Raw genomic sequence first — 23,668 nt, 5'->3', positions numbered from 1 at the left:
GACCCAATTCAATTCGGGATTCGGGTGTTTCACGGAGCGAAGGTGGGGCAGCCGCGCACCCAGGGAAGTGTAGGAATCACTTCCCCTTCCGTCCCCTGGCTCTGAGGGCCTGTCGGGATCTACGGGGTCTACAGGGACCTTTCGGGGCCCGGTGCAGGGGCGCCTGGTTCAAGGTCAGCATCGTCGAGGGAGAGGCAGGCGCGTGACGCTCAGGGTGACCGACGGCGAGCAGGGCGGCTGGGCCGTGCTCCAGGTATCGGGCGAGATGGATCTGGTGACGTCACCGGTACTGCGACAGCGGGTGCACGATGCCGTGGCCGACGGCCGCCGCAGCATCGTGGTCGACCTCTCCGAAGTGCTGTTCTGCGACTCCAGCGGCGTCGGCGTACTGATAGCCACCCGTCGGCTGATCCGCTCCTGTCAGGGCGAGCTCCGGCTCATCCTCCCCGCCCAGGGAGCCGTGGACGGTTCGCATGTCAACCGCGTCCTGGGCGCCCTCGGCGTACGCCGCCTCTTCGACGTCTACCCGGACGTCGACGCGGCCGTGGACGACGAGTCGAGCCCGCTGTCGGCCTGAGCACCTGCGGGCCGAGCACCCGAGAACCGTTTCTGTCGGCGTGATCTTCGTCACGCGTAAACGCCGACTGCCCCTGAAATATCGCCCTTGAGACTTCGCCACGGCGTTGTCGCGGAATTCCCCCGTCCTTGGCACAAGCGTCGTTTTCTGCTCCCCAGGAGCGCCCGGCGTCGTACGCTCCCTGCCAGACGCACCCCATCTGATGTGTAAGGCGGCCTGAAAAGACATGGTCAGCACCGAGTACGAGCGACGGATCGCCGCCCGGTTCGCCACCTTCGACCAGGACGGCAACGGCTATATCGACCGCGAGGACTTCAGCGGCGCGGCCAAGAAGCTGCTCGCCGAGTTCGATACGACGGCCCGGTCCGACAGAGGGCAGGCCCTCTACATCGGCGCTGAGGCCTTCTGGCAGGGCATGGCCGGGATAGCCGACCGGGACGGCGACCAGCGGATCACCCGCGAGGAGTTCGTGAACGGCGCCGTCAAGCGGCTCCGCGACAACCCGGACCGGTTCGCCGACATCGCCCGCCCGTTCCTGGACGCGGCCCTCGCCGTGGCCGACAGCGACCAGGACGGCGCGGTGACGATCGATGAAGCCGCGCGCGTCCTCAAGGTCCTCGGAGTACCCGACGACCTCGCCACCACCGCGGCCGGCACCCTCGACGCGGACGCCGACGGCCGCATCACCGAGCCGGAGATCGTGACCGCCTTCGCCCGCTACTTCACGGTGCCCGAGTAGTTTTCGCCCCCTACTTCGTCCCCTACGTAGAGGCCGCATTACTTGATGCGGCCCCTGTAGACCCCGAAAAACGCTCCCTCAGCTTGTACTTGAGGACCTTCCGCAGCGTCTCGTTGCGCGGAAGGGCGTCCACCACCTCCAACTGCTCAGGCAGCTTGTGTACGGACAGCCCTTCCGCGCGGAGATACGAAGTCACCGCCTCCAGTGTCAACGCCGAAGCCCCCGGCGGCTGTTCGACCACCGCGCACACCCGCTCCCCGCGCTCGGCGTCCGGCAGCCCGATCACCGCGGCGTCTCCGACGTCCGGATGCCGGTGCAGCAGATCCTCGATCTCCTTGGCCGATATGTTCTCGCCCTTGCGGATGATGACGTCCTTCAGGCGGCCGGTGAGGACCAGATGACCGCTCTCCGTGAGCCGCCCAAGGTCCCCGGTGATGAGAAAACCGTCCTCGTCGAAGGCCTCGGCGGTCTGCGCCGGGTCCAGATAGCCCTGGCATACGGCCTCCCCGCGCAGCCGCACCTCGCCGTCCACAATCCGTATCTCCATGCCCTCCGGAGGCCGCCCCTCGGTCGTCGCGAGGTCCTCAGGGGTGTCGTCCGGCGACCCCATCGTGATCATCGGCACCTCGGTCATGCCGTACCCGTGCGTGAGTTGGACCCCCAACTCGCGCACGACGGCATGGTGCAGCTCCGGCGGTTTCGGTGCCCCGCCGCCCGCGAGCAGCCGCAGCGTCGGGATGACCGGAGTGCCGGGCTGCTTGCGCTGCTCAGCGAGGAACATCGAGTAGAACGCCGTCGACCCGCCCGCCACCGTCACCCCGTGCTTGCGATACCCCTCCAGGGACTCCGGCAGCGCGAACTTCTCGAAAAGCACCGCCGGGAACCCGTACAGCAGCAGCATCACCAGATAGTCCGGGCCGCCGATATGCGCGAAGGGAAACGCGATCGAGCCGACATCGTCCGCCGACAGATGCAGCGCGTGCGCCAGACACGACCCGCCCGCGATCAGCGACCGGTCCGTGTGCAGTACGCCCTTGGGGTCGGAGGTGGTGCCCGAGGTCCAGTAGATCCAGCGCACGTCGGTGCCGTCGGTGGGCGGCGGGGGCAGTACGTCCGGATCGCCGTCGGGCAGCGAGTCGTACGCCTCGAAGACGCCCCGCGCCCCGATGCGGTGCGCCATCTCCGTGTGGTCGAAGCCGCGCCACTGGCCCGGCACGGCGAAGTACGCGGCCTCGGACTCCCGTAGCGCGAAGGCGACTTCACGGTCCCGGTAGAAGGGGATGACCGGAGTCTGCACGGCCCCGAGCCGCGCCAGGGCCATCGCCAGCAGCACCGTCTCGATCCGCGTGGGCAGCTGCCAGGCGACGACCGAGCCGGGGCGCACTCCCATGTCGTACAGGCCCGCAGCGGCCCTCTCCGCCCCCGAACGCAGCTCCTCGAAGGTGAGGGTGCGGTCGTCCTGGAGGAGGACGGGACGGCGGGGCGTGAGCTCGGCACGACGCTCGACGAGCTCCCAGAAGGTGCGCGAGGTACCGAGGGCATGCGCGGTATCAGCAGTCACGACGGCTCCCCCAAGAGGCCTAAAACTGACGGCTAGTCAGATCGTAGCCAGGAGCGTAGGCCGCGCCGCCTTGTCGGTCCAGGGGTGCGGAGCTAGCCTTCTTTCTGACGGTCCATCAGATACGGGCCCTCGTACCCGCCCGCCGGAGGGGACTGAACCCATGACCGAACTGCCTCGGATCATCAGCGTCGACGACCACGTCATCGAGCCCGCGCACCTCTTCGAGACCTGGCTGCCGAAGAAGTACCAGGACCGCGGGCCGAAGCCGCTGACCGCCGGCATCGGGGACCTCGCGTACGTGGGCGGCAAGTACCAGATCACGATGGACCCGGACGGGCCGCCGACCGACTGGTGGATCTACGAGGACCTCAAGTTCCCGTACAAGCGCAATATCGCCGCCGTCGGCTTCGACCGCGACGAGATGACGCTGGAGGGCATCACGCGCGCGGAGATGCGGCCGGGCTGCTGGGACCCGGTCGAGCGCCTCAAGGACATGGAAGCCAACCACGTCGAGGCGAGCCTGTGCTTCCCGACCTTTCCGCGCTTCTGCGGGCAGACCTTCGCCGAGGCGCACGACAAGGAAGTGGCCCTGGCCTGCGTGCGCGCGTACAACGACTTCATGGTCGAGGAGTGGTGCGGCGACAGCGGCGGCCGGCTCATCCCGCTGTGCATCATCCCCCTGTGGGACATCGACCTCGCGGTCGCCGAGATCAAGCGGAACGCGGCGCGCGGCGTCAAGGCGGTGACCTTCTCCGAGATCCCCACCTACCTGGGGCTGCCGTCCATCCACTCCGGCTACTGGGACCCGTTCTTCGCGATCTGCCAGGAGACCGGAACGGTCGTCAACATGCACATCGGGTCGTCCTCCCAGATGCCCGCCGCCTCCCCGGACGCACCCCCCGCCGTCCAGGCCTCGCTCAGCTTCAACAACGCGATGGCCTCGATGATGGACTTCCTGTTCAGCGGCGTCCTGGTGAAGTTCCCGCAGCTCAAGCTCGCCTACTCCGAAGGACAGATGGGCTGGATTCCGTACGCCCTGGAGCGCGCCGACGACGTCTGGGAGGAGCACCGCGCCTGGGGCGGGGTGCGCGACCTGATCCCCGAGCCCCCGTCGACGTACTACTACCGGCAGATCTTCTGCTGCTTCTTCCGCGACAAGCACGGCGTCGCCTCGCTGGACGTGGTCGGCCGCGACAACGCGACCTTCGAGACCGACTACCCGCACGTCGACTCGACCTTCCCGCACACCAAGGAGGTCGCCCTCGACCATGTGAAGGGCCTCGACGACGAGACGGTCTACAAGCTGATGCGCGGCAACGCGATCCGCATGCTGGACCTGGACTTCGACAAGTAATGGACCTCGCGTACACGCCCGAAGAGGAGGAGTTCCGAGCGCGGCTGCGTGAGTGGCTGGGCAAGGTGCTCCCCACGCTGCCCCCGAAGCCGTCCCCCGACGACTGGCCGGCCCGGCGCGCGTACGACCTCGGCTGGCAGCGCATGCTGCACGACGCCGGGTACGCGGGCCTGCACTGGCCCGTAGACGCGGGCGGGCGCGGGGCGACTCCGACCCAGCATCTGATCTTCCTGGAGGAGACGGAAAAGGCGGGCGCCCCCTACGTAGGGGCCAATTTCGTCGGCCTGCTGCACGCCGGGCCGACGATCGCGGCCGAGGGCACCGCCGAGCAGCGGGCGCGCTGGCTGCCGCCCGTGCTGCGCGGTGAGGAGGTGTGGTGCCAGGGGTTCAGCGAGCCGGACGCCGGCTCGGACCTCGCGGCGTTGCGCACGCGCGCGTGGCGGGACGGCGACGACTACGTAGTGAGTGGGTCCAAAATCTGGACTTCCCATGCGGAAGTCGCCGACTGGTGCGAGCTGTTGGTGCGTACGGATCCCCAGGCGCCCAAACACCGGGGCATCTCCTGGCTCGCGATGCCGATGGACGCCCCAGGGATCACGGTCCGCCCCTTGCGCACCCTCGCGGGCTCCACCGAGTTCGCGGAGGTCTTCCTCGACGAGGTGCGGGTCCCGGTGGCCAACCGAGTCGGCCCGGAGAACGACGGCTGGCGCGTGACCATGGTGACCCTCTCCTTCGAACGCGGCACGGCCTTCGTAGGCGAGGTCGTGGCCTGCCGTCGCGTACTGGGCGAACTGGCCCGCGAGGCACGGAAGAACGGCCGCTGGGACGACCCGGTGCTACGACGCCGACTGGGCAGGCTGAACGCCGAATTCCGTATCTTGTGGCGGCTCACGCAGTGGAACGTCGGTGAGTCCGAACGGACGGGTGGCGTCCCCGGCATCGGGGGTTCGGTTTTCAAACTGAGGTACTCACACGCGCGGCAGGAGCTGTACGACACCGCCGCCGACGTCCTCGGCCCCGAGTCGCTCGACCTCTCCACCGAATGGACCCTGGACCGGCTGTCATCCCTCTCCTACACCATCGCCGCCGGCACCTCACAGATCCAGCGGAACATCGTGGCCGAGCGGATCCTGGGCCTCCCGAAGGGGCGGTGACCCGACACATGCGCTTCCAACTCACGGAGGACCAGCGGGCGTTGCAAGCAGGCGTACGTGAACTCCTCACCCGCCGCTTCGGACGCGAACAGCTCCGGGCCGCCGTGGACACCCCGGGCCTCGACCGCGCCCTGTGGCGCGAACTCGGCGAGGCGGGCTTCTTCGCGCTGCGGCTCCCCGAGGCGGACGGCGGTGTCGGACTCGGACTCCCGGAGGCGGTCCTGGCCTTCGAGGAGGCGGGCCGCGCCCTGCTCCCAGGCCCGCTGGTGGCCACCCACCTGGCGGCCGGCGAGGTCCCCGGAGCCGCCACCGGCGAATGTGTCGTCGCAGCCGTGGACGGCACCCTCGTGGAGTGGCTGGACGAGGCCGACGTCGTACGCGGGGACGTGACGGGAGCGGTCGCGATGCGCTCGGCGGACCCGCTGACGCCCCTTCACCGTGTCCCGCAGGCCGCCCCACCCGATCCCGTCGCGGCCCTGCTCACCGCCGCCGAGCAACTCGGATCGGCAGCGCGTACCTGCGAAGCGGCCGTGCAACACGCCCGGGCGCGCGAGCAGTTCGGGCAGCCGATCGGGGCCTTTCAGGCGGTCAAGCACCTGTGCGCGGAGATGCTGGTGCGCGTGGAGGTGGCCCGCGTCGCGGTCTACGCGGCCGCCGTCACCGCCGACCCGCTCGACATCGCCGCGGCCGGACTGCTCGCCGACGAGGCAGCCGAACGGGGCGCCCGCGACTGCCTCCAGGTGCACGGCGGCATGGGCTTCACATGGGAGTCCGACGTGCACCTTCACCTCAAACGCGCCTGGGTGCGGGCCAGGCGGGGACGCGGCACGGCGGACGCCGAGGAGGCACTCGCGGAGGATCTGCTGTCCCCGGCGGCACGGTAGGCGAGCCCCGTGAACGGCCGCCGCACGAGCCCTTTGTCGCCGATCGTGGCACCCCGAAACGGACGGATGCCACGGAATGTGGCAGACCGGAATTACCGTGCGTCGATATCGGGTTGTGTCCGAGGTGTGACTCGTCACGGCCTGGAGTCAGCGGTGAGCTCCGGTACCTTGTGTGGGATGCGAGTGGTTCTGAGGCCGAGCCATCCCGGTGTTGCCTTTGAGGCGGCTCCGGACCCGGCGATGCGCCGCCCTCGCAGGGCGGGATCAAGCCCCGGTCCAGCCCGTTCGACTCCCCGTGACGAGCGTCGCACAGTATGCCGTACGCATACTCCTTCGCGCTGGAATATGCCCGAAGCGCTTGTTGGGGTGACTGTACGTCAACCATGCTGTCACGCAAGGGAATCACAGTCCGTGATCCCTGTTCTGCCCATGATTGTGGCCCTCGGTCACGAGGCGATGTGTCCGCCGGTTCGGATGGTGTGAGCGGTGCAGGTGCTTCAAGTGCAGCTGGAGATCCGGCCCGACCCCGCAGAGGTGGGGCGAGCCCGGAGATGGGTCCGTTCGCGGATTGCCGGCTCGGCCATAAGAGTCGACGAGCCACTGGCCGAGACACTGATCCTCCTCGTCTCCGAACTGGTCACCAACGCCGTGGTCCACACCGGCAGTCCAGCCGTACTGCGCTTGTCCCTGCCGGGTGCGGCGCCCGACGCGGGTGCGGTGGACGGCACTTCGGGCCAGGCCCCCGCCACAGTCCGCCTGGAAGTGGCCGACACAAGCGCCCGCCCACCACGCCCCCGCTGCGTCGACAACGACGAAACAGGCGGCCGCGGCCTGGCACTGGTAGACGGCCTGGCCGACCGCTGGGGCTGGAGCCCAGAGGGCGCAGGCAAACGCATCTGGTGCGAGGTAGACCGCAGTTCAGCCCACAGCGCGACCACGACAACGTGCGAGACGGCTCCTGCGACGTACGAGGGCGGCACGGGGGCGTACTGCGCCGGCAAGTCGGCGTACGAGGACTTGGCGTACGAGGCGGTCTGAGAAAGCCGCGCCTGAGGGGGGCCGCAGGCCCCTTCAGGGGCGCGGGGAACTGCGCGACCAGCCACGACGAACCCGCAGTGTCGAGCGCGCATCCAGTGCTGGGCAAGGCGCACCCAGGGCGCGCCATCCGAAGCAGCGGCGCGGTCCAGCGCCCCTTTAGGGGCGCGGGGAACTGCGCGACAAGCCACAGCGCACCCGCACCTTCGAACCGCACCGCCAGCGCAGCGATAGCGCACGGAACGCACTCCGTTCAGAACCCGGAGGGACGGCCTGGCCGAGTGCGCCGGTCAATGCTTCCAGAACCACCGGCCAGGTGTTGACGTGACGTGTCCGTTTGATCACGCTTGTGGTCAGCGATTCGCCGTGAGGGGACGACGAGGGTTCCGGTGACGGGGAACCCTCGACGAGTGCGAGTCGCAATTCGGCGTCGGCTCCTACAGGGCCACGGGGTGTCCTCGCACGAGCGGGGTTCGTCCGAGGGGCAGGGCGGGTACGCCGGAGCCGGATGGCGGCGCGCAGTGCCGTGCTCGGGGCAGCGGAGCGCGCCGCCAGCCGATCAGTGCGACACCGGATCGGTGCGAACTCAGGACTGGGAGCCCGGGGGATCGGGAGCTCAGAGGATGGCGACCGGCGCCACAGGAGTTCCCGTGCCGCCGACGAACGGTTCAGGCATCGCCGACAGCAGAGACGTATAGCGGGATTCTTGTCCACAGGCTGTGGACAACTCTTCGAGATTCCAGTTCTGACCCTGAAGCATGCCCATCTCAACGAGATCGAGGGCATGGACAGGCAGCCACAACCCCTCTATTTCCGGCGGAAACACCTCAAAGGTGAGGGTGTCATTCGCGACCGCCGCGACATCGCGCGCGTGAAACCACTCCGGAGTACGCACGGACAGCCCGGGTGAGGGGTACGCGTACGCGTGCTTGTCGCCCGCCAGATAGAGCTGAATCTGCCCGGTGCGTACGAGAACGATGTCACCGGAGCGGACCGTGGTGCCCGCCAACTCCTCGGCCGCCTCCAGATCCTCCGGCGTCACCGCATGATCGCCCGCCAGGCGATCCGTCCCGCGCGCCCGGGCCACATCCAGCAGGACGCCGCGCGACACGATGTGCCGAGGCTTGTCGATACCACTGAACTCCGCGCCCGCGTGCGCCGTGACGGTGTCGGCCGGACGACCGTTGTAGATCTTCCCCGAGTGCGAGACATGGCTGAGCGCATCCCAGTGGGTCGCCGCCTGCAGCCCCATCGTCACGGCGTCGTCGCTGCAGGCGACCGTGCCGGGACCGAAGATCTCCTGGTTGATCTGCACCATGGCGTGCAGCGGGTTGACGCGCCCCGGGATCATCCCGGTCTGCACCCCGTCCTGCTGGAGGGGGAGCGCGAGCGGGACGCGCCGGCCGGTGCGGACGGTCGCGGCGGCCTCGCGTACGACCTCGTCGGTGATCAGGTTCAGCGTGCCGATCTCGTCGTCGGCGCCCCAACGCCCCCAGTTGTTCACGCGCTTGGCGATGTCATGGAACTCGGCCGGCAGTGACATCGGGGCCTCCCGGGGCTTGTCGTCAGGTATCTGACGGGTCGTAGAATCGCACTGAATCCGAATCTAACGGTCCGTCAGAAACTGCGGGACGGGAAGGGGCCGGTGTGGGGAACTTCTTGGCAGACAAGGTCGTCGCCGTAACCGGAGCGGGACGGGGCATCGGACGCGCCGTCGCGCTCGCGGCAGCCGCCGAGGGAGCGCGAGTCGTCGTCAACGACTACGGAGTCTCCGTCGACGGCGGTTCACCGACCAGCGACATCGCCGACTCCGTGGTGAAGGAGATCCTGACGGCCGGCGGTGACGCGGTCGCCGTCGCCGACGACATCTCCACGATGGCGGGCGGACAGCGCGTCGTCGACACCGCGCTGTCGTCGTACGGCCGGCTCGACGGCGTCGTCTGCGTGGCCGGGATCCTGCGCGAACGCATGCTGTTCAACATGTCCGAGGAGGAGTGGGACCCGGTCCTCGCCACGCACCTGAAGGGCACGTTCACGGTCTTCCGCGCCGCCTCCGCGGTGATGCGGAAGCAGGGCTCGGGCACGCTGATCGGCTTCACCAGCGGCAACCACCAGGGGTCCGTCTCCCAGGCCAACTACAGCGCCGCGAAGGGCGGCATCATCTCGCTGGTACGGAGCGCCGCGCTCGGCCTGCACAAGTACGGGGTGACCGCCAACGCGGTGGCACCCGTCGCCCGTACGCGCATGTCGGCGAACGTACCCATGGAGCTCAAGGAAATCGGCGAACCGGAAGACGTGGCGGCACTGGTCGTCTACCTGCTGTCGGCCCGGGCCCGCGACGAGGGAATCACCGGGCAGGTCTACACGATCGCCGGACCCAAGATCGCGGTGTGGGCGCAGCCGAGGGAGCTGCGGGCGGCGTACGCGGAGGGCACGCCCTGGACCCCGGAGCGGATCGCGGACTTCCTGCCGGGGACGGTGGGTGTGGATCCGATGCCGATGCTGGAGCAGTTGGAGGCGATGGCCAAGGCGGCTTCGGAGAAGACGCGGCCGAACGCATAACAACGCACTAAGGGGTTGCGGACGTATGGAGTTCGGGTTCAGCGCCGAGGACGAGGCCTTCCGGAGTGAGGTACGAGCCTGGCTGCGTACGCACCTTGTCGGCGACCCGCCCCGGCGGGAGTGGGAGCGCGAGCTCGGCCGGGCCGGCTGGATCGGGCTCGGCTGGGAGGCCGGCGGATACGGCAACCGCACCGCCAGCCTCATCCAGCAGGTCGTTTGGGCCGAGGAGTACGCTCGTTCCGACGCCCCCGCCCGGTCGGGTCACATCGGGGAGAACCTGCTGGCCCCGACGCTCCTCGCGCACGGTTCCGAGGAACAGAAGAGCCGCTTTCTGCCGCCGATAGCCCGCGGCGAGGAGCTGTGGTGCCAGGGGTACAGCGAGCCGGGGGCGGGGTCGGACCTCGCCGGGGTGCGCACCGCTGCCGTACGCGACGGGGCTACGTACCGGGTGAGCGGCCAGAAGATCTGGACCTCCCTCGCCCATGAGGCGGACTGGTGCTTCGTGCTGGCCCGTACCGAGCCGGAGTCGCGGCGGCACCACGGGCTGAGCTTTCTGCTGGTTCCGATGGATCAGCCGGGGCGGATCGAGGTGCGGCCGATCCGGCAGATGACGGGGACCAGTGAGTTCAACGAGGTCTTCTTCGACGGGGCGCACGCGCGCGTGGAGCACGTTGTCGGCGGCGAAGGGCAGGGCTGGCGGGTCGCGATGGGGCTGCTCGGCTTCGAGCGGGGGGTCTCCACGCTGGCCCAGCAGGTGGGCTTCGCAGAGGAGTTGGGGCGGGTCCTGAAGACGGCTGTCTCGACGGGTGCGGCGGACGATCCCGTCGTACGCGACCGTCTGGTGCGGCAGTGGGCCGAGCTGCGGACCATGCGGTGGAACGCGCTGCGGACCCTGGGCAGTTGGGGTCCAGGGTCTTCTGCGGACGCCGGGGCTCCCAGTGTCGCCAAGCTGCTGTGGGGTCGCTGGCATCAGCGGCTCGGGGAGCTGGCGATGCAGGTACGGGGCGGCGAGGCGACGGTCGGGCCGGCGGACTGGGCGCCTTCAGAACCGTACGAACTGGACCCCCTGCAACACCTGTTCCTGTTCAGCCGGGCCGACACCATCTACGGCGGCTCGGACGAGATCCAGCGCACCATCATCGCCGAGCGGGTGCTCGGCCTGCCGAGGGAACCGAAGGGCTGAGGTGGCCAAATGCGGGGCGTGATCTTCGACGGGAAGCAGGCTCAGGTCGCGGACGACCTGGAGATACGGGACGTGGGGCCGGGCGAGGTGCAAGTGGCGATCTCGGCGGCTGGGCTGTGCCACAGCGACCTCTCGGTGGTGGACGGGACCATTCCGTTCCCCGTTCCCGTGGTGCTCGGGCATGAGGGCGCGGGTGTGGTCGAGGCGGTGGGCGCGGGCGTCACGCACGTCCGGCCCGGAGACCATGTGTCGCTCTCCACGCTGGCGAACTGCGGTGCCTGCGCGGAGTGCGACCGGGGGCGGCCGACGATGTGCCGCAAGGCGATCGGGCGGCCGGGGCAGCCGTTCTCGCGGGACGGCCGGCCGGTGTACCAGTTCGCGTCCAACTCGGCGTTCGCGGAACGCACCTTGGTGAAGGCCGTCCAGGCGGTCCGCATCCCCGACGACATCCCGCTGTCTTCCGCGGCCCTGATCGGCTGCGGGGTGCTCACCGGCGTAGGCGCGGTGCTCAACCGCGCGCGCGTGGACCATGGTGACAGCGTGCTCGTCATCGGTACGGGCGGGATCGGGCTGAACGTCATCCAGGGGGCCCGTATCGCGGGCGCGTCCACGATCGTCGCCGTGGACGCGAACCCGGCGAAGGAGGCGGCGGCGAGGCAGTTCGGCGCGACGCACTTCCTCACGTCGACCGAGGGTGTGCGGGACATCCTCCCGACGGGCGCGGACCACGCCTTCGAGTGCGTGGGCCGAGTCGAACTCATCCGCCAGGCCATCGACCTGCTCGACCGCCACGGCCAGGCAATCCTGCTCGGCGTCCCGCCCGCCACCGCGGAAGCGACCTTCCTCGTCTCCTCGATGTACCTGGACAAGTCGATCCTGGGCTGCCGCTACGGCTCCTCCCGCCCACAGCGCGACATCGCCCTGTACGCCCAGCTGTACCGCGAAGGCCGCCTGCTGCTGGACGAGCTGGTGACGGCGACCTATCCGGTCGAGGACTTCGAGAAGGCGAAGGCGGACGCGGAGGCGGGGCGGGTGGCGAGAGGGGTGCTGACCTTCTGAGGCCCGAGGCCCGAGGCCCGGGGATGCCTCAACTCCCGCTGTTCACACGGAGGTTGTCCGACCGGAACGTACGCCGGTACGCGCTCGGTGTGACCCCGAGCGCCGCCTGGAGGTGCTGCCGCATCGACTGAGCCGTGCCGAAGCCGGCGTCGCGGGCCACCTGGTCGATGGACAGGTCGGTGGACTCCAGGAGGTGGCGGGCGCGTTCGACGCGCTGCTGGGTGAGCCACTGACCGGGGCTGACACCGGCCTCCTCGCGGAAACGGCGCGTGAAGGTGCGTACCGACATGGACTCCTGCTCGGCCATGTCGCGTAGCTGGATCGGTTCGTGGAGGCGGGCCAGCGCCCAGGCGCGGGCGGCGGTCGTGGTCGCCACCTGCGGCTCGGGCACCGGCCGCTGGATGTACTGCGCCTGGCCGCCGTCACGGTGCGGCGGTACGACGGTGCGGCGGGCCACGTCGTTGGCGACGGCGGTGCCGTGATCGCGGCGTACGAGATGGATGCACAGGTCGATCCCGGCCGCGACCCCGGCGGAGGTGAGGACGTCCCCGTCGTCCACGAAGAGCACGTCCGCGTCGACCTTGATCTTCGGGAAGAGCCGCTGGAAGTGCTCGGCGTGGAACCAGTGCGTGGTCGCCGGGCGGCCGTCGAGGCAGCCGGCGGCGGCCAGGACGTAGGCGCCGGTGCAGATGGAGACCAGGCGGGTGCCGGGCCGGATGTGACCGAGGGCGGCGGCCAGTTCGTCGGTGAGCACACCCTCCTCGAAGACCGAGCCGAGTTCGTACGAGGAGGGCACGACGACGGTGTCGGCCGTGGCCAGCGCCTCGGGGCCGTTCTCGACGAGCACGGCGAAGTCGGCGTCGGTCTCGACCGGGCCGGGCGGCCGGATCGAGCAGGTGACGACCTCGTACAGCGGCCGCCCCTCGGCGGTCCTCGCGCGGCCGAAGATCCGCTGCGGGATGCCCAGTTCGAAGGGGAGGAGCCCGTCCAGGGCGAGGACGACGACGCGATGCCGAGGCGGAAGACCACTCATGGCCCGATCCTAGCGAAGGCTGTCCTTCGGGCCACTCGATCGCGGTCGTCGCAGCACAGAAGCTCTATGACGTGACGCAGTCGACCGAAGCCTCAGACGTTCAGGACGCCTCAGCCGTCCAGGACCAGGAACCCGAGAGCGAGAGAAAGCGGCGCCGGACCGTGCGCGTGCACCGTGCGTGGTTCGTCGCCGCCGTCACCTTCGTGACGATCCTCGGCGCCGCGGCCTTCCGCTCCCTGCCGGGCCTGCTCTTTGATCCGCTGCACCAGGAGTTCCACTGGTCGCGCGGCACGATCGGGCTCGCGGTGTCCGTCAATCTCGCGTTGTACGGGCTGACCGCGCCGTTCGCCGCTGCGCTGATGGACCGTTTCGGGATCCGCCGGGTGGTCGCGGTCGCGCTGCTCGTGATCGCGATCGGCTCGGGCACGACCGTATGGATGACGGCGGCGTGGCAGCTGATCCTGTGCTGGGGGCTGCTGGTCGGGCTGGGGTCGGGCTCGATGGCGCTGGCGTTCGCGGCGACGGTCACCAACCGGTGGTTCACCGAGCGGCGCGGACTGGTGACGGGCATCCTCACGGCGGCCTCGGCCTCAGGTCAGCTGATCTTCCTGCCGCTGCTGTCGTGGATCGTCTCGGAGCACGACTGGCGTCCAGCCGCCGTGACGGTGGCGCTGGCGGCCCTCGCCGTCGTCCCCTTCGTATGGCTGCTGCTGCGGGACCATCCGGCGGACGTGGGCCTGAAGCCGTACGGTGCACCGGAGTTCGTGGAGAAGCCGCCACCCGTGCCCGGCGCGGCCCGCCGCACGCTGAACGTCCTCTTCTCGGCAGTCCGTACGGGCCCCTTCTGGCTGCTGGCCGGTACCTTCGCGATCTGCGGAGCGTCGACGAACGGCCTGATCCAGACGCACTTCGTGCCCGCCGCCCACGACCATGGCATGCCGATCACGGCGGCGGCTTCGCTGCTCGCGGTCATCGGGGTCTTCGACGTCGTCGGCACGATCGCCTCCGGCTGGTTCACGGACCGCTTCGAACCACGGCGACTGCTGGCCGTCTACTACGCCCTGCGCGGCATATCGCTGCTGTTCCTGCCGATGCTGCTGGCGCCCTCGGTACAGCTCCCGATGCTCTTCTTCATCGTCTTCTACGGCCTCGACTGGGTGGCCACCGTCCCGCCGACCCTCGCCCTGTGCCGCGAGCAGTACGGCGACGACAGCGCGATCGTCTTCGGCTGGGTCCTGGCCTCCCACCAGGTGGGCGCCGCCCTCGTAGCCTTCCTCGGCGGCTTCGCCCGCGACACCTTCGGCTCGTACGACGTGGTCTGGTATGCCTCGGGGGCGCTGTGCGCGGCGGCGGCGCTGATGGCGCTGGTGATCCGGAGGCGGCCGGCCGTGGCGGCGGCCGGTCTCGCGGTCACACCCGGATGACCTGGACGCCGGGGAAGGCGGCGAAGCCGGCGTCTTGGGTGATGACGGGGACGCCGTGGGCGCGCGCTGTGGCGGCGATCCAGCCATCGTTGACGCGGGCCTTGGGCAGGCGACGGCCGGACCGGGTTATCTCAGACATCAGCTGGGACCATACGGAGGCGACGATGCGGTTGGGGGCCACCACTTCGTGCTCGGAAGCCATCAGCAGCGTGGCAAGCCGTCGACTGCGATCCGCTTCGGTGCGAGCAGCCTGAACACCGAGCGACAGCTCGCCGATGGTGATGGTCGAAATGAGAATGCCGCGCGACATGGCCGTGGCCATGGGGCGTCCAGTCTCGCGGGCCACGAAGAACGAGGTGTCCGCGAGGGCGGTGGTAGAGATCACCGAGGGTCCTCGCTGCCGTGCTCCGTGTACTCGTCCGTGTCGCAGAACATCGCGTCGATCTCGTCCAGCATCTCCCGGTCGATACCGCCGCCGGACTCCCAGAAGGCAATCATCTCTTCGGCAGTGAGCACCTTGTTCCGCCCGTCGATCACATGGATGACCTCGCCGTGGTCGGTGACCTCGATGGGCGTAGGACCGGCGACCAACTGGGTCAGTACGCCCGGTTCGTTGAGTTCGGATACATCGATCCGTGTTGGTTCATTCACGCCTCGACGGTAAGCCAGCCACTGCGCACAGTGAGAGTCCTGGTCCTACGAATCACTCGCACTGATGAACGCCTTCCGGGAAATCCCCGCTTCAGTCGCTCAAGCGTCCGAACCGTCCCCGGTAAAACAGCAAAGGCGCGCCGTCCCCGTCCATCGCCCCCAGCGCCTCCACCCTCCCCACCACGATCAAATGGTCCCCGCCGGTGTGCACGGCATGGATCGCGCAGTCGATCCACGCGAGCGCCCCCTCCAGCCGCGGCGACCCCGACACCGGGGCCGCGTCATAGACGACCCCAGCGAACTTGTCCGCCCCGCTCACCGCGAACCCACGGCACAACTCGCCCTGGTGCGCCGCCAGTACGTTTACGCAGAACACGCCCGCGCGAGCGATCCGCGGCCACGTCGTCGACGTACGCGCGACCATGAACACGACCAGCGGCGGATCGAGAGAGAGGGAGGAGAAGGACTGGCAGGCGAAGCCGGCGGGGCCATCCTCGCCGTCAGCGGCGGGTGCGGTGACAACGGTCACCCCGGTCGCGAAGTTCCCCAGTACGCGCCGGAATTCGCCCTGATCGACCGGCGCCCGCTCATCGTCCCCGACAGCCCGCAGATCCGGCCGCGGCAAGGCCTCGACCGGTCCCGCGACGGTGGAGACCCCGGCCGACCTGAGGTAACGGACGGCCGCTGCGGCCATCCCTGCGTGTCCCATCACGCCCTCCATTGAACCTGACGCACCGTCAGATAGGAAGCCTCCAGGCCATCCAGAAACCCCTCCAAGACCCTCCAAATCCCCTCAGCGCCCGCTGAACTCGGCCCCGCGCCGCTCCACGAACCCCGCCACCCCTTCCTTCGCGTCCGCCGTCGTCATATTGATCTCCTGCGCGGCGGCCTCGGCGGCGAACGCGGTGGCACGGTCGGAGTCCAGGGAGGCGTTGACGAGCTGCTTCGTGAGCGCTAGGGCCCGGGTCGGCCCGGCGGCGAGGCGCTCGGCCCACTCGCGGGCCGTCTTCTCCAACTCCTCGGCCGGTACGACGCGATTGACGAGCCCGAGGCGTTCCGCGTCCGTGGCACTCAGCGCGTCGCCGAAGAACATCAGCTCCTTGGCCCGCTGCGGTCCGACCAGCCGCGGGAGGAGGTAGGCGCCGCCCCCGTCGGGCACCAGACCGCGCCGTACGAACACCTCCACGAACCGGGCAGGTTCGGCTGCGATCACCAGGTCGCAGGCGAATGCGAGATGCGCGCCGATTCCCGCCGCGGTGCCGTTCACCGCGGCGATCACCGGCTTCTCGCAGTCGAGAACCGTGGCGATGAGGCGCTGGGCGCCGAGACGGATGACCCGGGCCACATCGCCGGCGACCCGTTCCGCGGCGACCGGCCCGCCGCGCAGGTCGGCGCCCGCACAGAAACCGCGGCCCGTCGCGGTGAGGACGACGGCCCGTACGGCCGGGTCGGCGGAGGCCTCGGAAAAAATTTGGATCAGGCGTTCTCGCTGGTCAGAGGTGATGGCGTTCATCGCCTCGGGGCGGTTGAGGGTGATCCACGCGACCTGATTGTCAGTGGCGTGCCGTACCAATGACTCGAGGGAAATTTCGGGGCCGGAGCGCTGGTCGGGACCGGCGCTCCGGGATGAGTGGGATGAGTCAGGGGATTCGCGGGGTTCACGGGGGGAGTCGGACATGGGGGTGCTCCGTTTCGTACGGGGGGTGAAGGGCGCCGTGCGCGAAAGGTGCGGTGCTGTACGCGGGACCGTCGGCGCTGTACGCGAAACCGTCGGGGCCGTACGCGGGATCGTCGGCGCCCTTGGCGGGACCGCCGGCGCCCTACGCGGGACCGTCGGAGCCGCACGCGGTATCGCGGGAGCCGTGCGCGCTGCTGCAGGGCGGTGGAGGTGGGAGTGGCGGTGGCGACGACCGCTCGCCTCAGCGGCACACCGCCATCGCGTCCAGCGCTACGGCCCCTTGGCCCCTGGGCAGCACCATCAACGGGTTGATGTCGAGCTCCGCCAGCTCGCCGTCGAGTTCGAGCGCCATGCGCTGTACCCGGAGGACGACCTCGACCAGCGCGTCGAGGTCGGACGGGGGGCGCCCGCGGACCCCGTCGAGCAGCGCCCGCCCGCGCAGCTCGTCGAGCATGGCCCGCGCCTGCTCCTCGCCGAACGGCGGCACGCGCACGGCCGTGTCCCGCAGCACCTCCACGAGGACGCCGCCGAGCCCGACCGTCACGGTCGGCCCGAAGAGCTCGTCCTGCGTGACGCCCACGACCATCTCGACTCCGGGATCGACCATCTGACACACCAGGACCCCGTCGAGCGAGACGCCCTCGTAGCGGGCGATGTCGGTCAGCTCCCGGTAGGCGTCGCGGACCTGACTGGCGGAGGTCAACCCGACCTTCACCAGGCCGAGTTCGGTCTTGTGGGCGAGCTGCGCGCCGGAGGCCTTCATCACGACGGGGTAGCCGACCAGCCCGGCCGCCCGCACGGCCGCCGCCGCGCTGGTCACCAACTGCTCGCGCGGTACGCGGATTCCGTACGCCCGCAGAAGCTGCTTCGCCGCATGCTCGCTCAGCTGCTGTCCCGGCCGCATCAGTGCCTGCGCCTTGCGGTAGGAGGGCGAGTGCGTGCGCGGCGCCTCGTCGAAGGGGGAGCGGTACGACGCGGTGAAGCGGGCGTGGTCGAGGTGGGCGCGGACGGCCGTGATGCAGTTCGCGAAGGTGCGGAACGTGGCGACGCGCGAGGAGCCCAGCAGGATCTCGCGGTACGCGGACTCGGTGCCGACCGGCGATCCCCACACCACGCACACCAGCTTGTCCGTCTGCTCCGCCGCGTCCACCAGGTCCTGCGCCAGCTGATCGCTCATCGGCGGGAAGGGCCCGGTGATCGGGCAGATCAGCACGCCCACCGCCGGGTCGTCCAGAATCGCGTCGATGATCTTGCGGCCACGCCAGTCGCCCACGGGGTGCCCGCCGTTGTCGACCGGGTTGGCGACATCGAGGTACTCCGGTATCCACTGGTGCAGCTCGGCCTGCTTGGCGTCCGACAGCCGCGGCAGAGGCAGCCCTGCCTCGGTCGCCAGGTCCGAGAAGTGCGCGCCCGTGCCGCCCGAGATCGAATACACGACGACGCCGTCGGCGCTCACGGGGCGGGCGCGGGCCAACAGGGCTGCGGTGTCCTGGAGTTCGTCGAGCCCGTCGACGCGGATCACGCCGTACTGCCGCATCGCCGCGTCCACCACCGCGTCGGCGCCGGTCAGCTTGCCGGTGTGTGAGGCGGCCGTGCGGGCGCCGGTCTCGGTGCGGCCGACCTTGACCGCGACCACGGGGACACCGCGCCGGGCGGCCCGGTCGGCGGCGAGCATGAAGGCGCGGCCGTCCTTCAGCCCTTCGACATAGCAGGCGATGGCGCCGACCTCCGGCTGCTCGGCGAAGTAGGAGATGAAGTCGGCCGTCTCCAGGTCGGCCTCGTTGCCGGTGGGCGCCCAGTGCGAGAGCCGTACGCCCAGCTCCTGCATCGTGAAGACGGGACGCCCCTGGTGCCCGGACTGGGTGATCAGTGCGATCGCCGGTCCGTCCAGGTCGTCGCGGAACTTCTCGAAGGCGTTGAGGTTGGTGTTCGGCCCGAGCAGCCGCAGCCCGGAGCGCTCCACGGCGGCGGCGAGGCGGGCCTGCGCGGCGGCGCCCTCCGCTCCGGTCTCGGCGAATCCGGAGGCGAAGGCGACCGCGAACTTCACCTTGGCCTCGGCGAGTTGCTCGACCACGGGAAGGGGATCGGAGACCAACAGCACGGCCAGATCGACCTGTTCGGGCAGGTCCGCGACAGAAGGGACGCAGGATATGCCGAAGACGGACTGACGGGTGGGGTGCACCGGGTGCAGCCGGGCACCGACCCGCTGGGCCCAGGAGAGCAGCTGCCTGGTGATGCCGGTGTTCGGCCGGCCCTCGGCGTCCGAGGCGCCGATGACGGCCACGGACTCGGGGCGGAAGAAGCGGTCGAGGTCGGGTACGCCGGCGTACAGCGGCCGGCCGCTGACGTCGAGGTCGTCGGTGGCGGCAGGCCTGCCGTGTACGGCAGGTGCCGGTTGCTCGCCGCAGGCGATGACCCGGGCCCGGCGGGAGTCGGTGGTGAGGGTGCCGTGGGTTGATCCAAGCATCGGTCCGCCCGCTCCTGTGTGGCTGCCAATAACTGACGCAGTGTCAGATTACTGAACTGACGCCTCGTCAGGAACCGGGCTGCACGCAAAGAAGTTGTGGCGGACACGTGTTTGGTACCCGCGACGGTCGTCACGGGAACATGGGCGGACGGCATCCGGATGCGTCAGGCGTCCCCGAACACCGGGTGCGTCAGGCTGCCGCGGTTACCGGATGCGCCGGGCGACCCCGGATGCCGTGTGCGCCTCCGTGTCCATTACCTCCGCCTGTCCGCCCTCGCGATCGCCTTCGCGATCTTCTGGGCGTCCAGGGCGAGTTCGCGGAGCATGCCGCTGATGGGGTTGGTGAAGCCGGTGAAGTAGAGGCCGGGGGCGTTTTTCGGGGTGTGGGGGCCGTGGACGACCGGGCGGCCGCGGTCGTCCAGGACGTCGAGGTGGCCGACGAGGTCCTCCAGGGCGCGGCGGTAGCCGGTTGCGGCGATGACGACGTCCGGGCCGATCCGGTCGCCGTTCGCGAGGACGACCTTGCCGTCCTCGAAGCCGTCGACGGCGGACACGATCTCGACCTGCCCCTTGCGTACGGCGTCGATCAGGCCGACGTCCTGCACCGGGATCGAGCCCTCGTTCACGCGGGAGTAGAGCCCGGTGTCGGGCCGCGGGAGGCCGTGGGCCGACAGGTCCGGCACGCTGATCTTCCCCACCGGACCGGCCAGCCGGTCCACCAAGGAGACCGGCAGCCGCCGTACGAGAATCCCGGTGCGCTGGGCGGGCCACCCGGCCGTGGACCGGCGCAGGATGTGCGGCGCGGTCCGCACCGAGAGTCGTACGCGCGAGGCGCCGCCCTCGACGAGGTCGACGGCGATCTCGGCGCCCGTGTTGCCGATGCCGACGACGAGGACGTCCCGGCCGGCGTAGGGGGCGGCGTTGCGGTACTGGCCCGCGTGCAGGAGCTCGCCGCTGTACGCGTCGCGGCCCGGCCAGTCGGGTACGTGGGGCGTGTGGTTGTAGCCGGTGGCGATCACGACCGCGCTGCCGGTCAGCTCGCGCCCGCCGGTGGCGCGCAACAGCCAGCCGGTGCCGTCCGCGGCGGGCTCCACGCGGGAAACCTCCACGCCGGTTACGACCTCGAGCTCGTGGTGCTCCGCGTACTTCTCCAGATAGCGCACCACGTTGTCCCGCGAGACCCAGCGCCCGAACGAGCGCGGCATCGCCAGGCCCGGCAGGGACGACAACCTCCGGGTCGTGTGCAGATGCAGCCGGTCGTAATGCCGCCGCCAGGACGCCCCGACATGCTCGGATCGCTCCAGTGCCACGGCTCGTACGCCCTGGGCGCGCAGGGCGTACGCGGCGGAGAGTCCGCCCGGGCCGCCGCCGATGACGTACACGGGTCGGTCTTCGTGGGACGGCACCGCGTGGTGCGTTTCAGGACGCGTCGCGTCGGAAGAGTCGGCCATGCGCCAGAGCGTATTCACCACGTCACTTGATGGGTATCGGTCAAGCCCGGAATCGATTGCGAATCGATCACGGCTGTGGGGAGAGTGGGTGGGATTCGTGGCGCTCCTCCTGCGGCACCGCGTACCCGGGTACGGACGGCCACCGCACGGTCAGTACCACCGACTCCTCCTCCGCGACCCAGGAGTGGTCCACTCCGTGGCCCCACACGACGTAGTCGCCCTGGCGTTCCAGCAGAACGCTGCGGCCGGGGAGTTCGACCCGGAAGCGGCCGCTGATGAGAACCAGCAGGGCCGTGCGTTCCTCGCCCCGCACCCACTGTGCTCGCTTGTCACCGCTGGGATGCACGCCCCACTTGATCTCGACCGCGTCGCTCTGACGGGGGTCGCCCGCGTCCTTGAAGTGCCCGAGCAGCCATCCGCGGTCCAGCGCCGCATCCTTGCCCGCGTTGCCCACGTACACGCCGTCGTCCATCGCGCCGTCGTCCATGCGGTCGAACGCTAACACCGGCCGACTGGGCCTCTGTCGCGGCCGGCCACGGGAAGAGTCTCACCTCCGCCCGGTCTTGCGTGACCGCCGCGCATCCGCTGAACTGACGTATCGTCAGATTCCTTCGACCGCAGGGAAATCCATGGACACGATCTGGCTCACCGGTGCGGAATGGGGCGCCGTGCTGCGTATCGGGCTCGGGCTGTGGTGGCTGGAGAGCTGGCGGCACAAGGACAAGAAGGCGTGGTTCGAGCGGGGAACGGGGATCGCCTGGGCGGCGGATGTCGCGGCGAAGCACCGCTGGACCGCCGTGCGCAGCGGCTTCGATGTCGTCGTCGCGCCGCGGCCGAGGGCCATGGCGTACGTCGTCGTGTATGCGGAACTCGCCCTGGGGCTGGGCCTGATCGCCGGATTCCTGACCCCGATCGCCCTGGTCGGCGGCCTGCTCCTCAACCTCCTCTACCTCGTCCTCATGATCCACGACTGGGCCGAGCAGGGGCAGAACTCGATGATGGCGCTGATTTCCCTGGTGGCCCTGTTCGGGATGTCCTGGCAGACGTGGTCGCTGGACAGCGCGCTGGGGCTCTTCTGATGGCGGCGGCACGATTCGATGTGCCGGAGGTGGATGCCTTCACGCGGGCGTACTGGGAGGCGGCCGGCCGCGGGCAGTTGCTCCTGCGGCGGTGCGGGGCGTGCGGGCGGGCCCATCACTACCCGCGCGAGTTCTGCCCGCACTGCTGGAGCGAGGACGTTGCCTGGGAGCGGGCGAGTGGGCGCGCCACGCTTTACACCTGGTCCGTCGTCCACCGTAACGATCTCCCGCCCTTCGGGAGTCGTACGCCGTACGTGGCTGCCGTCGTCGATCTCGCCGAGGGACCGCGGATGATGACCGAGGTGGTGGACTGCGAGGAGGGCGTGCTGCGGGCCGGGATGGGGTTGGAGGTGACGTTCCGGGGGGCGGGAGAAGGCGCGGCGGATGTCGTGGTGCCGGTGTTCCGGCCCCGGATGTGAGGCGTGAAGACGTACGGGTTTCAATGGAGCGATGGCCCATGTCCGAGCGCGGTTCCTCGACCATCCGTTCCCCGAACTGCACGGCCACGGACTGCGGTTGTGTGCCTGGGACCCGGAGTCCGACCGTGATATAGAGGCGTGGCTGCGGGGCAGGACCGACCCGGAGTTCCAGCGCTGGAACACGCCGCTCAAGACGGTCACCGACATCGACGGCGCCCGGGAGGCGCTCCGCTCGCGGGCCGAGAACGCGGCCGACGGCAGCGCCGCCTCCTTCCGCATCACGGACGAGACCACCGGCGCGACGCTCGGCGATATCGGCGTCCACACGATCAACACCGCCACAAGCTGCGCCCGCGTCGGCTACTGGGTCCTTCCAGAGGCCCGTGGTCACCGGGTCGCGACGCGTGCGCTGACGCTCGTCTCCCGCTGGGCGCTCACCGAACTCGGCCTCCACCGCCTGGAGTTGGGCCACGCCCTCGGCCACGACGCGTCCTGCCACATCGCGAAACGCTGCGGCTTTCTCCTCGAGGGCACCCTGCGCGACGCGATGTTCGAGGCGGGCCGACGCGACGCGTTCCGGGACGTCCACCTGCACGCACGGCTCGCCACGGATCCGGAGCCGGCCGCTCCGCGATGAGCTGCGAGTCACCCCTCCGTCCTCACGGCCACAGCAGCTGCCTGACCCAACCCCCGTCCGTACGGCGATAGTCGAGGCGTACGTGACGTCGCTGGGCGTCCCCCTGGAAGAACTCCACCTCGTTCGGCTGGACGTGGTACAGGGTCCAGGAGGGGGCCTGGGCGTCGGGCTCCCGTTGCGCCTGCTCCCAGGCGGATTTCGACGCGCGCGTCAACTCCCCGACGGAATCCAGTACTTCGCTCTGGTGGCCGACCAGAGCCGCGGCCAGGGCCCCGGTCGAGCGGGCGTGCAGGTCTGCCTGGGATTCCTGCGGCGAGGCGAGTGCCACCGGGCCGCGTACACGTACCTGGCGGCCCTGTGTCGGCCAGTAGAAGCCGAGGGCCGCGTAGGGGCGGGTGGCCAGGTGGCGGCCCTTGCGGCTGGTGGCGTGGGTGGCGAAGGACCAGCCGTTTGCGTCGGCGCCGTGCAGCATCACCGTGCGGACGTCGGGCAGGCCGTCCTCGTCCGATGTCGCGAGCGACATGGTGTGCGGCTCGGTCTGACCGGCCGCCACCGCCTCCGCGAGCCAGCGCGCGAAGAGGGGCAACGGCTCCTCGGGCGCCTCGGCCGGGTCGAAGCCGGGCAACTCGGTGTCCCACACGCGCAGGGAACGCAGCAGCTCGTGAAGATCCGTTTCCATACGGCGAGTATCGCCCGACAGGGCATCCCGCCGGTCGCGGGC

Annotated in this window: 24 protein-coding genes; 13 read left to right on the top strand and 11 right to left on the bottom strand. The window is 69.9% G+C overall.

The window, feature by feature from the left end; translation table 11 throughout:
* The first annotated feature begins 202 nt into the window (after positions 1–202).
* Positions 203–577 (top strand): STAS domain-containing protein, encoded by a 375-nt coding sequence (locus ACQEVY_RS20020; protein ID WP_328769654.1) that lies wholly within the window; start codon positions 203–205, stop codon positions 575–577.
* A 226-nt stretch (positions 578–803) separates the two neighbouring features.
* Positions 804–1,316 carry an EF-hand domain-containing protein gene (locus ACQEVY_RS20015; protein ID WP_432950389.1) on the top strand — a complete coding sequence of 171 codons (513 nt, stop codon included), beginning with the start codon at positions 804–806 and terminating at the stop codon, positions 1,314–1,316.
* 22 nt (positions 1,317–1,338) lie between these two features.
* Here the strand turns inward: ACQEVY_RS20015 and ACQEVY_RS20010 are convergent, their stop codons facing one another.
* Positions 1,339–2,877 (bottom strand): class I adenylate-forming enzyme family protein, encoded by a 1,539-nt coding sequence (locus ACQEVY_RS20010; protein WP_432950388.1) that lies wholly within the window; start codon positions 2,875–2,877, stop codon positions 1,339–1,341.
* A 160-nt stretch (positions 2,878–3,037) separates the two neighbouring features.
* On the opposite strand from ACQEVY_RS20010, the gene ACQEVY_RS20005 reads away from it, so the two are divergent.
* The 4 genes from ACQEVY_RS20005 to ACQEVY_RS19990 all read left to right on the top strand — a co-directional run bounded on the left by ACQEVY_RS20005 (position 3,038) and on the right by ACQEVY_RS19990 (position 7,307).
* Positions 3,038–4,231 carry an amidohydrolase family protein gene (locus ACQEVY_RS20005; protein ID WP_432950386.1) on the top strand — a complete coding sequence of 398 codons (1,194 nt, stop codon included), beginning with the start codon at positions 3,038–3,040 and terminating at the stop codon, positions 4,229–4,231.
* Positions 4,231–5,385 (top strand): acyl-CoA dehydrogenase, encoded by a 1,155-nt coding sequence (locus ACQEVY_RS20000; RefSeq protein ID WP_432950384.1) that lies wholly within the window; start codon positions 4,231–4,233, stop codon positions 5,383–5,385. The genes ACQEVY_RS20005 and ACQEVY_RS20000 overlap by 1 nt, the downstream gene beginning before the upstream one ends.
* Positions 5,386–5,393: 8 nt before the next feature.
* Positions 5,394–6,269 carry an acyl-CoA dehydrogenase family protein gene (locus tag ACQEVY_RS19995; protein ID WP_432955306.1) on the top strand — a complete coding sequence of 292 codons (876 nt, stop codon included), beginning with the start codon at positions 5,394–5,396 and terminating at the stop codon, positions 6,267–6,269.
* Between the two features lie 486 nt (positions 6,270–6,755).
* Positions 6,756–7,307 (top strand): ATP-binding protein, encoded by a 552-nt coding sequence (locus tag ACQEVY_RS19990; RefSeq protein WP_432950382.1) that lies wholly within the window; start codon positions 6,756–6,758, stop codon positions 7,305–7,307.
* Between the two features lie 613 nt (positions 7,308–7,920).
* Here ACQEVY_RS19990 and ACQEVY_RS19985 read toward each other — a convergent pair.
* On the bottom strand, positions 7,921–8,847 hold the full coding sequence (locus tag ACQEVY_RS19985) for a cyclase family protein (protein WP_432950380.1): 927 nt from the start codon (positions 8,845–8,847) through the stop codon (positions 7,921–7,923).
* A gap of 104 nt (positions 8,848–8,951) precedes the next feature.
* On the opposite strand from ACQEVY_RS19985, the gene ACQEVY_RS19980 reads away from it, so the two are divergent.
* Genes ACQEVY_RS19980 through ACQEVY_RS19970 form a run of 3 tightly spaced genes read left to right on the top strand, consistent with a single transcriptional unit; the run spans position 8,952 to position 12,108 of the window.
* Entirely contained in the window at positions 8,952–9,866 is a 915-nt protein-coding gene (locus ACQEVY_RS19980) for an SDR family oxidoreductase (RefSeq protein ID WP_432950378.1), read from the top strand.
* A 25-nt stretch (positions 9,867–9,891) separates the two neighbouring features.
* Complete coding sequence (locus ACQEVY_RS19975; protein WP_432950376.1) at positions 9,892–11,049, top strand: acyl-CoA dehydrogenase family protein; 1,158 nt, start codon at positions 9,892–9,894, stop codon at positions 11,047–11,049.
* A gap of 9 nt (positions 11,050–11,058) precedes the next feature.
* Positions 11,059–12,108 carry a Zn-dependent alcohol dehydrogenase gene (locus ACQEVY_RS19970; protein ID WP_432950374.1) on the top strand — a complete coding sequence of 350 codons (1,050 nt, stop codon included), beginning with the start codon at positions 11,059–11,061 and terminating at the stop codon, positions 12,106–12,108.
* A gap of 28 nt (positions 12,109–12,136) precedes the next feature.
* Here the strand turns inward: ACQEVY_RS19970 and ACQEVY_RS19965 are convergent, their stop codons facing one another.
* Positions 12,137–13,141 carry a GlxA family transcriptional regulator gene (locus ACQEVY_RS19965; protein WP_432950372.1) on the bottom strand — a complete coding sequence of 335 codons (1,005 nt, stop codon included), beginning with the start codon at positions 13,139–13,141 and terminating at the stop codon, positions 12,137–12,139.
* A 71-nt stretch (positions 13,142–13,212) separates the two neighbouring features.
* On the opposite strand from ACQEVY_RS19965, the gene ACQEVY_RS19960 reads away from it, so the two are divergent.
* Positions 13,213–14,565 carry an MFS transporter gene (locus tag ACQEVY_RS19960; RefSeq protein ID WP_432950370.1) on the top strand — a complete coding sequence of 451 codons (1,353 nt, stop codon included), beginning with the start codon at positions 13,213–13,215 and terminating at the stop codon, positions 14,563–14,565.
* Here ACQEVY_RS19960 and ACQEVY_RS19955 read toward each other — a convergent pair.
* The 7 genes from ACQEVY_RS19955 to ACQEVY_RS19925 form a co-directional block, all read right to left on the bottom strand.
* Positions 14,552–14,950, bottom strand: coding sequence for a PIN domain-containing protein (locus tag ACQEVY_RS19955; protein WP_432950368.1), 399 nt, complete (start codon positions 14,948–14,950; stop codon positions 14,552–14,554). The genes ACQEVY_RS19960 and ACQEVY_RS19955 overlap by 14 nt on opposite strands.
* Positions 14,947–15,216: a hypothetical protein gene (locus tag ACQEVY_RS19950; RefSeq protein ID WP_165344920.1), complete on the bottom strand. Its 270-nt coding sequence runs from the start codon at positions 15,214–15,216 to the stop codon at positions 14,947–14,949. The genes ACQEVY_RS19955 and ACQEVY_RS19950 overlap by 4 nt, the downstream gene beginning before the upstream one ends.
* A gap of 91 nt (positions 15,217–15,307) precedes the next feature.
* Positions 15,308–15,925: a flavin reductase family protein gene (locus ACQEVY_RS19945; protein ID WP_432950365.1), complete on the bottom strand. Its 618-nt coding sequence runs from the start codon at positions 15,923–15,925 to the stop codon at positions 15,308–15,310.
* Positions 15,926–16,009: 84 nt separating this feature from the next.
* Entirely contained in the window at positions 16,010–16,894 is an 885-nt protein-coding gene (locus ACQEVY_RS19940; protein WP_432950363.1) for an enoyl-CoA hydratase/isomerase family protein, read from the bottom strand.
* A gap of 241 nt (positions 16,895–17,135) precedes the next feature.
* Positions 17,136–19,361: an acetate--CoA ligase family protein gene (locus ACQEVY_RS19935; RefSeq protein WP_432950361.1), complete on the bottom strand. Its 2,226-nt coding sequence runs from the start codon at positions 19,359–19,361 to the stop codon at positions 17,136–17,138.
* A 254-nt stretch (positions 19,362–19,615) separates the two neighbouring features.
* On the bottom strand, positions 19,616–20,812 hold the full coding sequence (locus tag ACQEVY_RS19930) for a flavin-containing monooxygenase (protein WP_432950359.1): 1,197 nt from the start codon (positions 20,810–20,812) through the stop codon (positions 19,616–19,618).
* 67 nt (positions 20,813–20,879) lie between these two features.
* A complete protein-coding gene (locus ACQEVY_RS19925) occupies positions 20,880–21,284 on the bottom strand; it encodes a signal peptidase I (RefSeq protein WP_432955305.1) in 405 nt (134 codons plus the stop codon).
* 157 nt (positions 21,285–21,441) lie between these two features.
* Here ACQEVY_RS19925 and ACQEVY_RS19920 point away from each other — a divergent pair, with 157 nt between their 5' ends.
* The 3 genes from ACQEVY_RS19920 to ACQEVY_RS19910 are packed head-to-tail and all read left to right on the top strand — an operon-like array spanning position 21,442 to position 22,947.
* The gene (locus ACQEVY_RS19920) at positions 21,442–21,891 is read left to right on the top strand and encodes a DoxX family protein (RefSeq protein ID WP_432950357.1); all 450 of its coding nucleotides are present in this window, start codon (positions 21,442–21,444) and stop codon (positions 21,889–21,891) included.
* Complete coding sequence (locus ACQEVY_RS19915; protein WP_432950355.1) at positions 21,891–22,310, top strand: Zn-ribbon domain-containing OB-fold protein; 420 nt, start codon at positions 21,891–21,893, stop codon at positions 22,308–22,310. The genes ACQEVY_RS19920 and ACQEVY_RS19915 overlap by 1 nt, the downstream gene beginning before the upstream one ends.
* Before the next feature lie 31 nt (positions 22,311–22,341).
* Positions 22,342–22,947 (top strand): GNAT family N-acetyltransferase, encoded by a 606-nt coding sequence (locus tag ACQEVY_RS19910; RefSeq protein ID WP_432950353.1) that lies wholly within the window; start codon positions 22,342–22,344, stop codon positions 22,945–22,947.
* 22 nt (positions 22,948–22,969) lie between these two features.
* On the opposite strand, the gene ACQEVY_RS19905 is transcribed toward ACQEVY_RS19910, so the two are convergent.
* The gene (locus ACQEVY_RS19905) at positions 22,970–23,626 is read right to left on the bottom strand and encodes a pyridoxine/pyridoxamine 5'-phosphate oxidase (RefSeq protein ID WP_432950351.1); all 657 of its coding nucleotides are present in this window, start codon (positions 23,624–23,626) and stop codon (positions 22,970–22,972) included.
* Positions 23,627–23,668: the final 42 nt, after the last annotated feature.

The organism is Streptomyces sp. CA-288835 (assembly GCF_050936385.1).
Lineage (GTDB): Bacteria > Actinomycetota > Actinomycetes > Streptomycetales > Streptomycetaceae > Streptomyces.
This window is presented reverse-complemented; position numbering and strand designations above follow the sequence as displayed.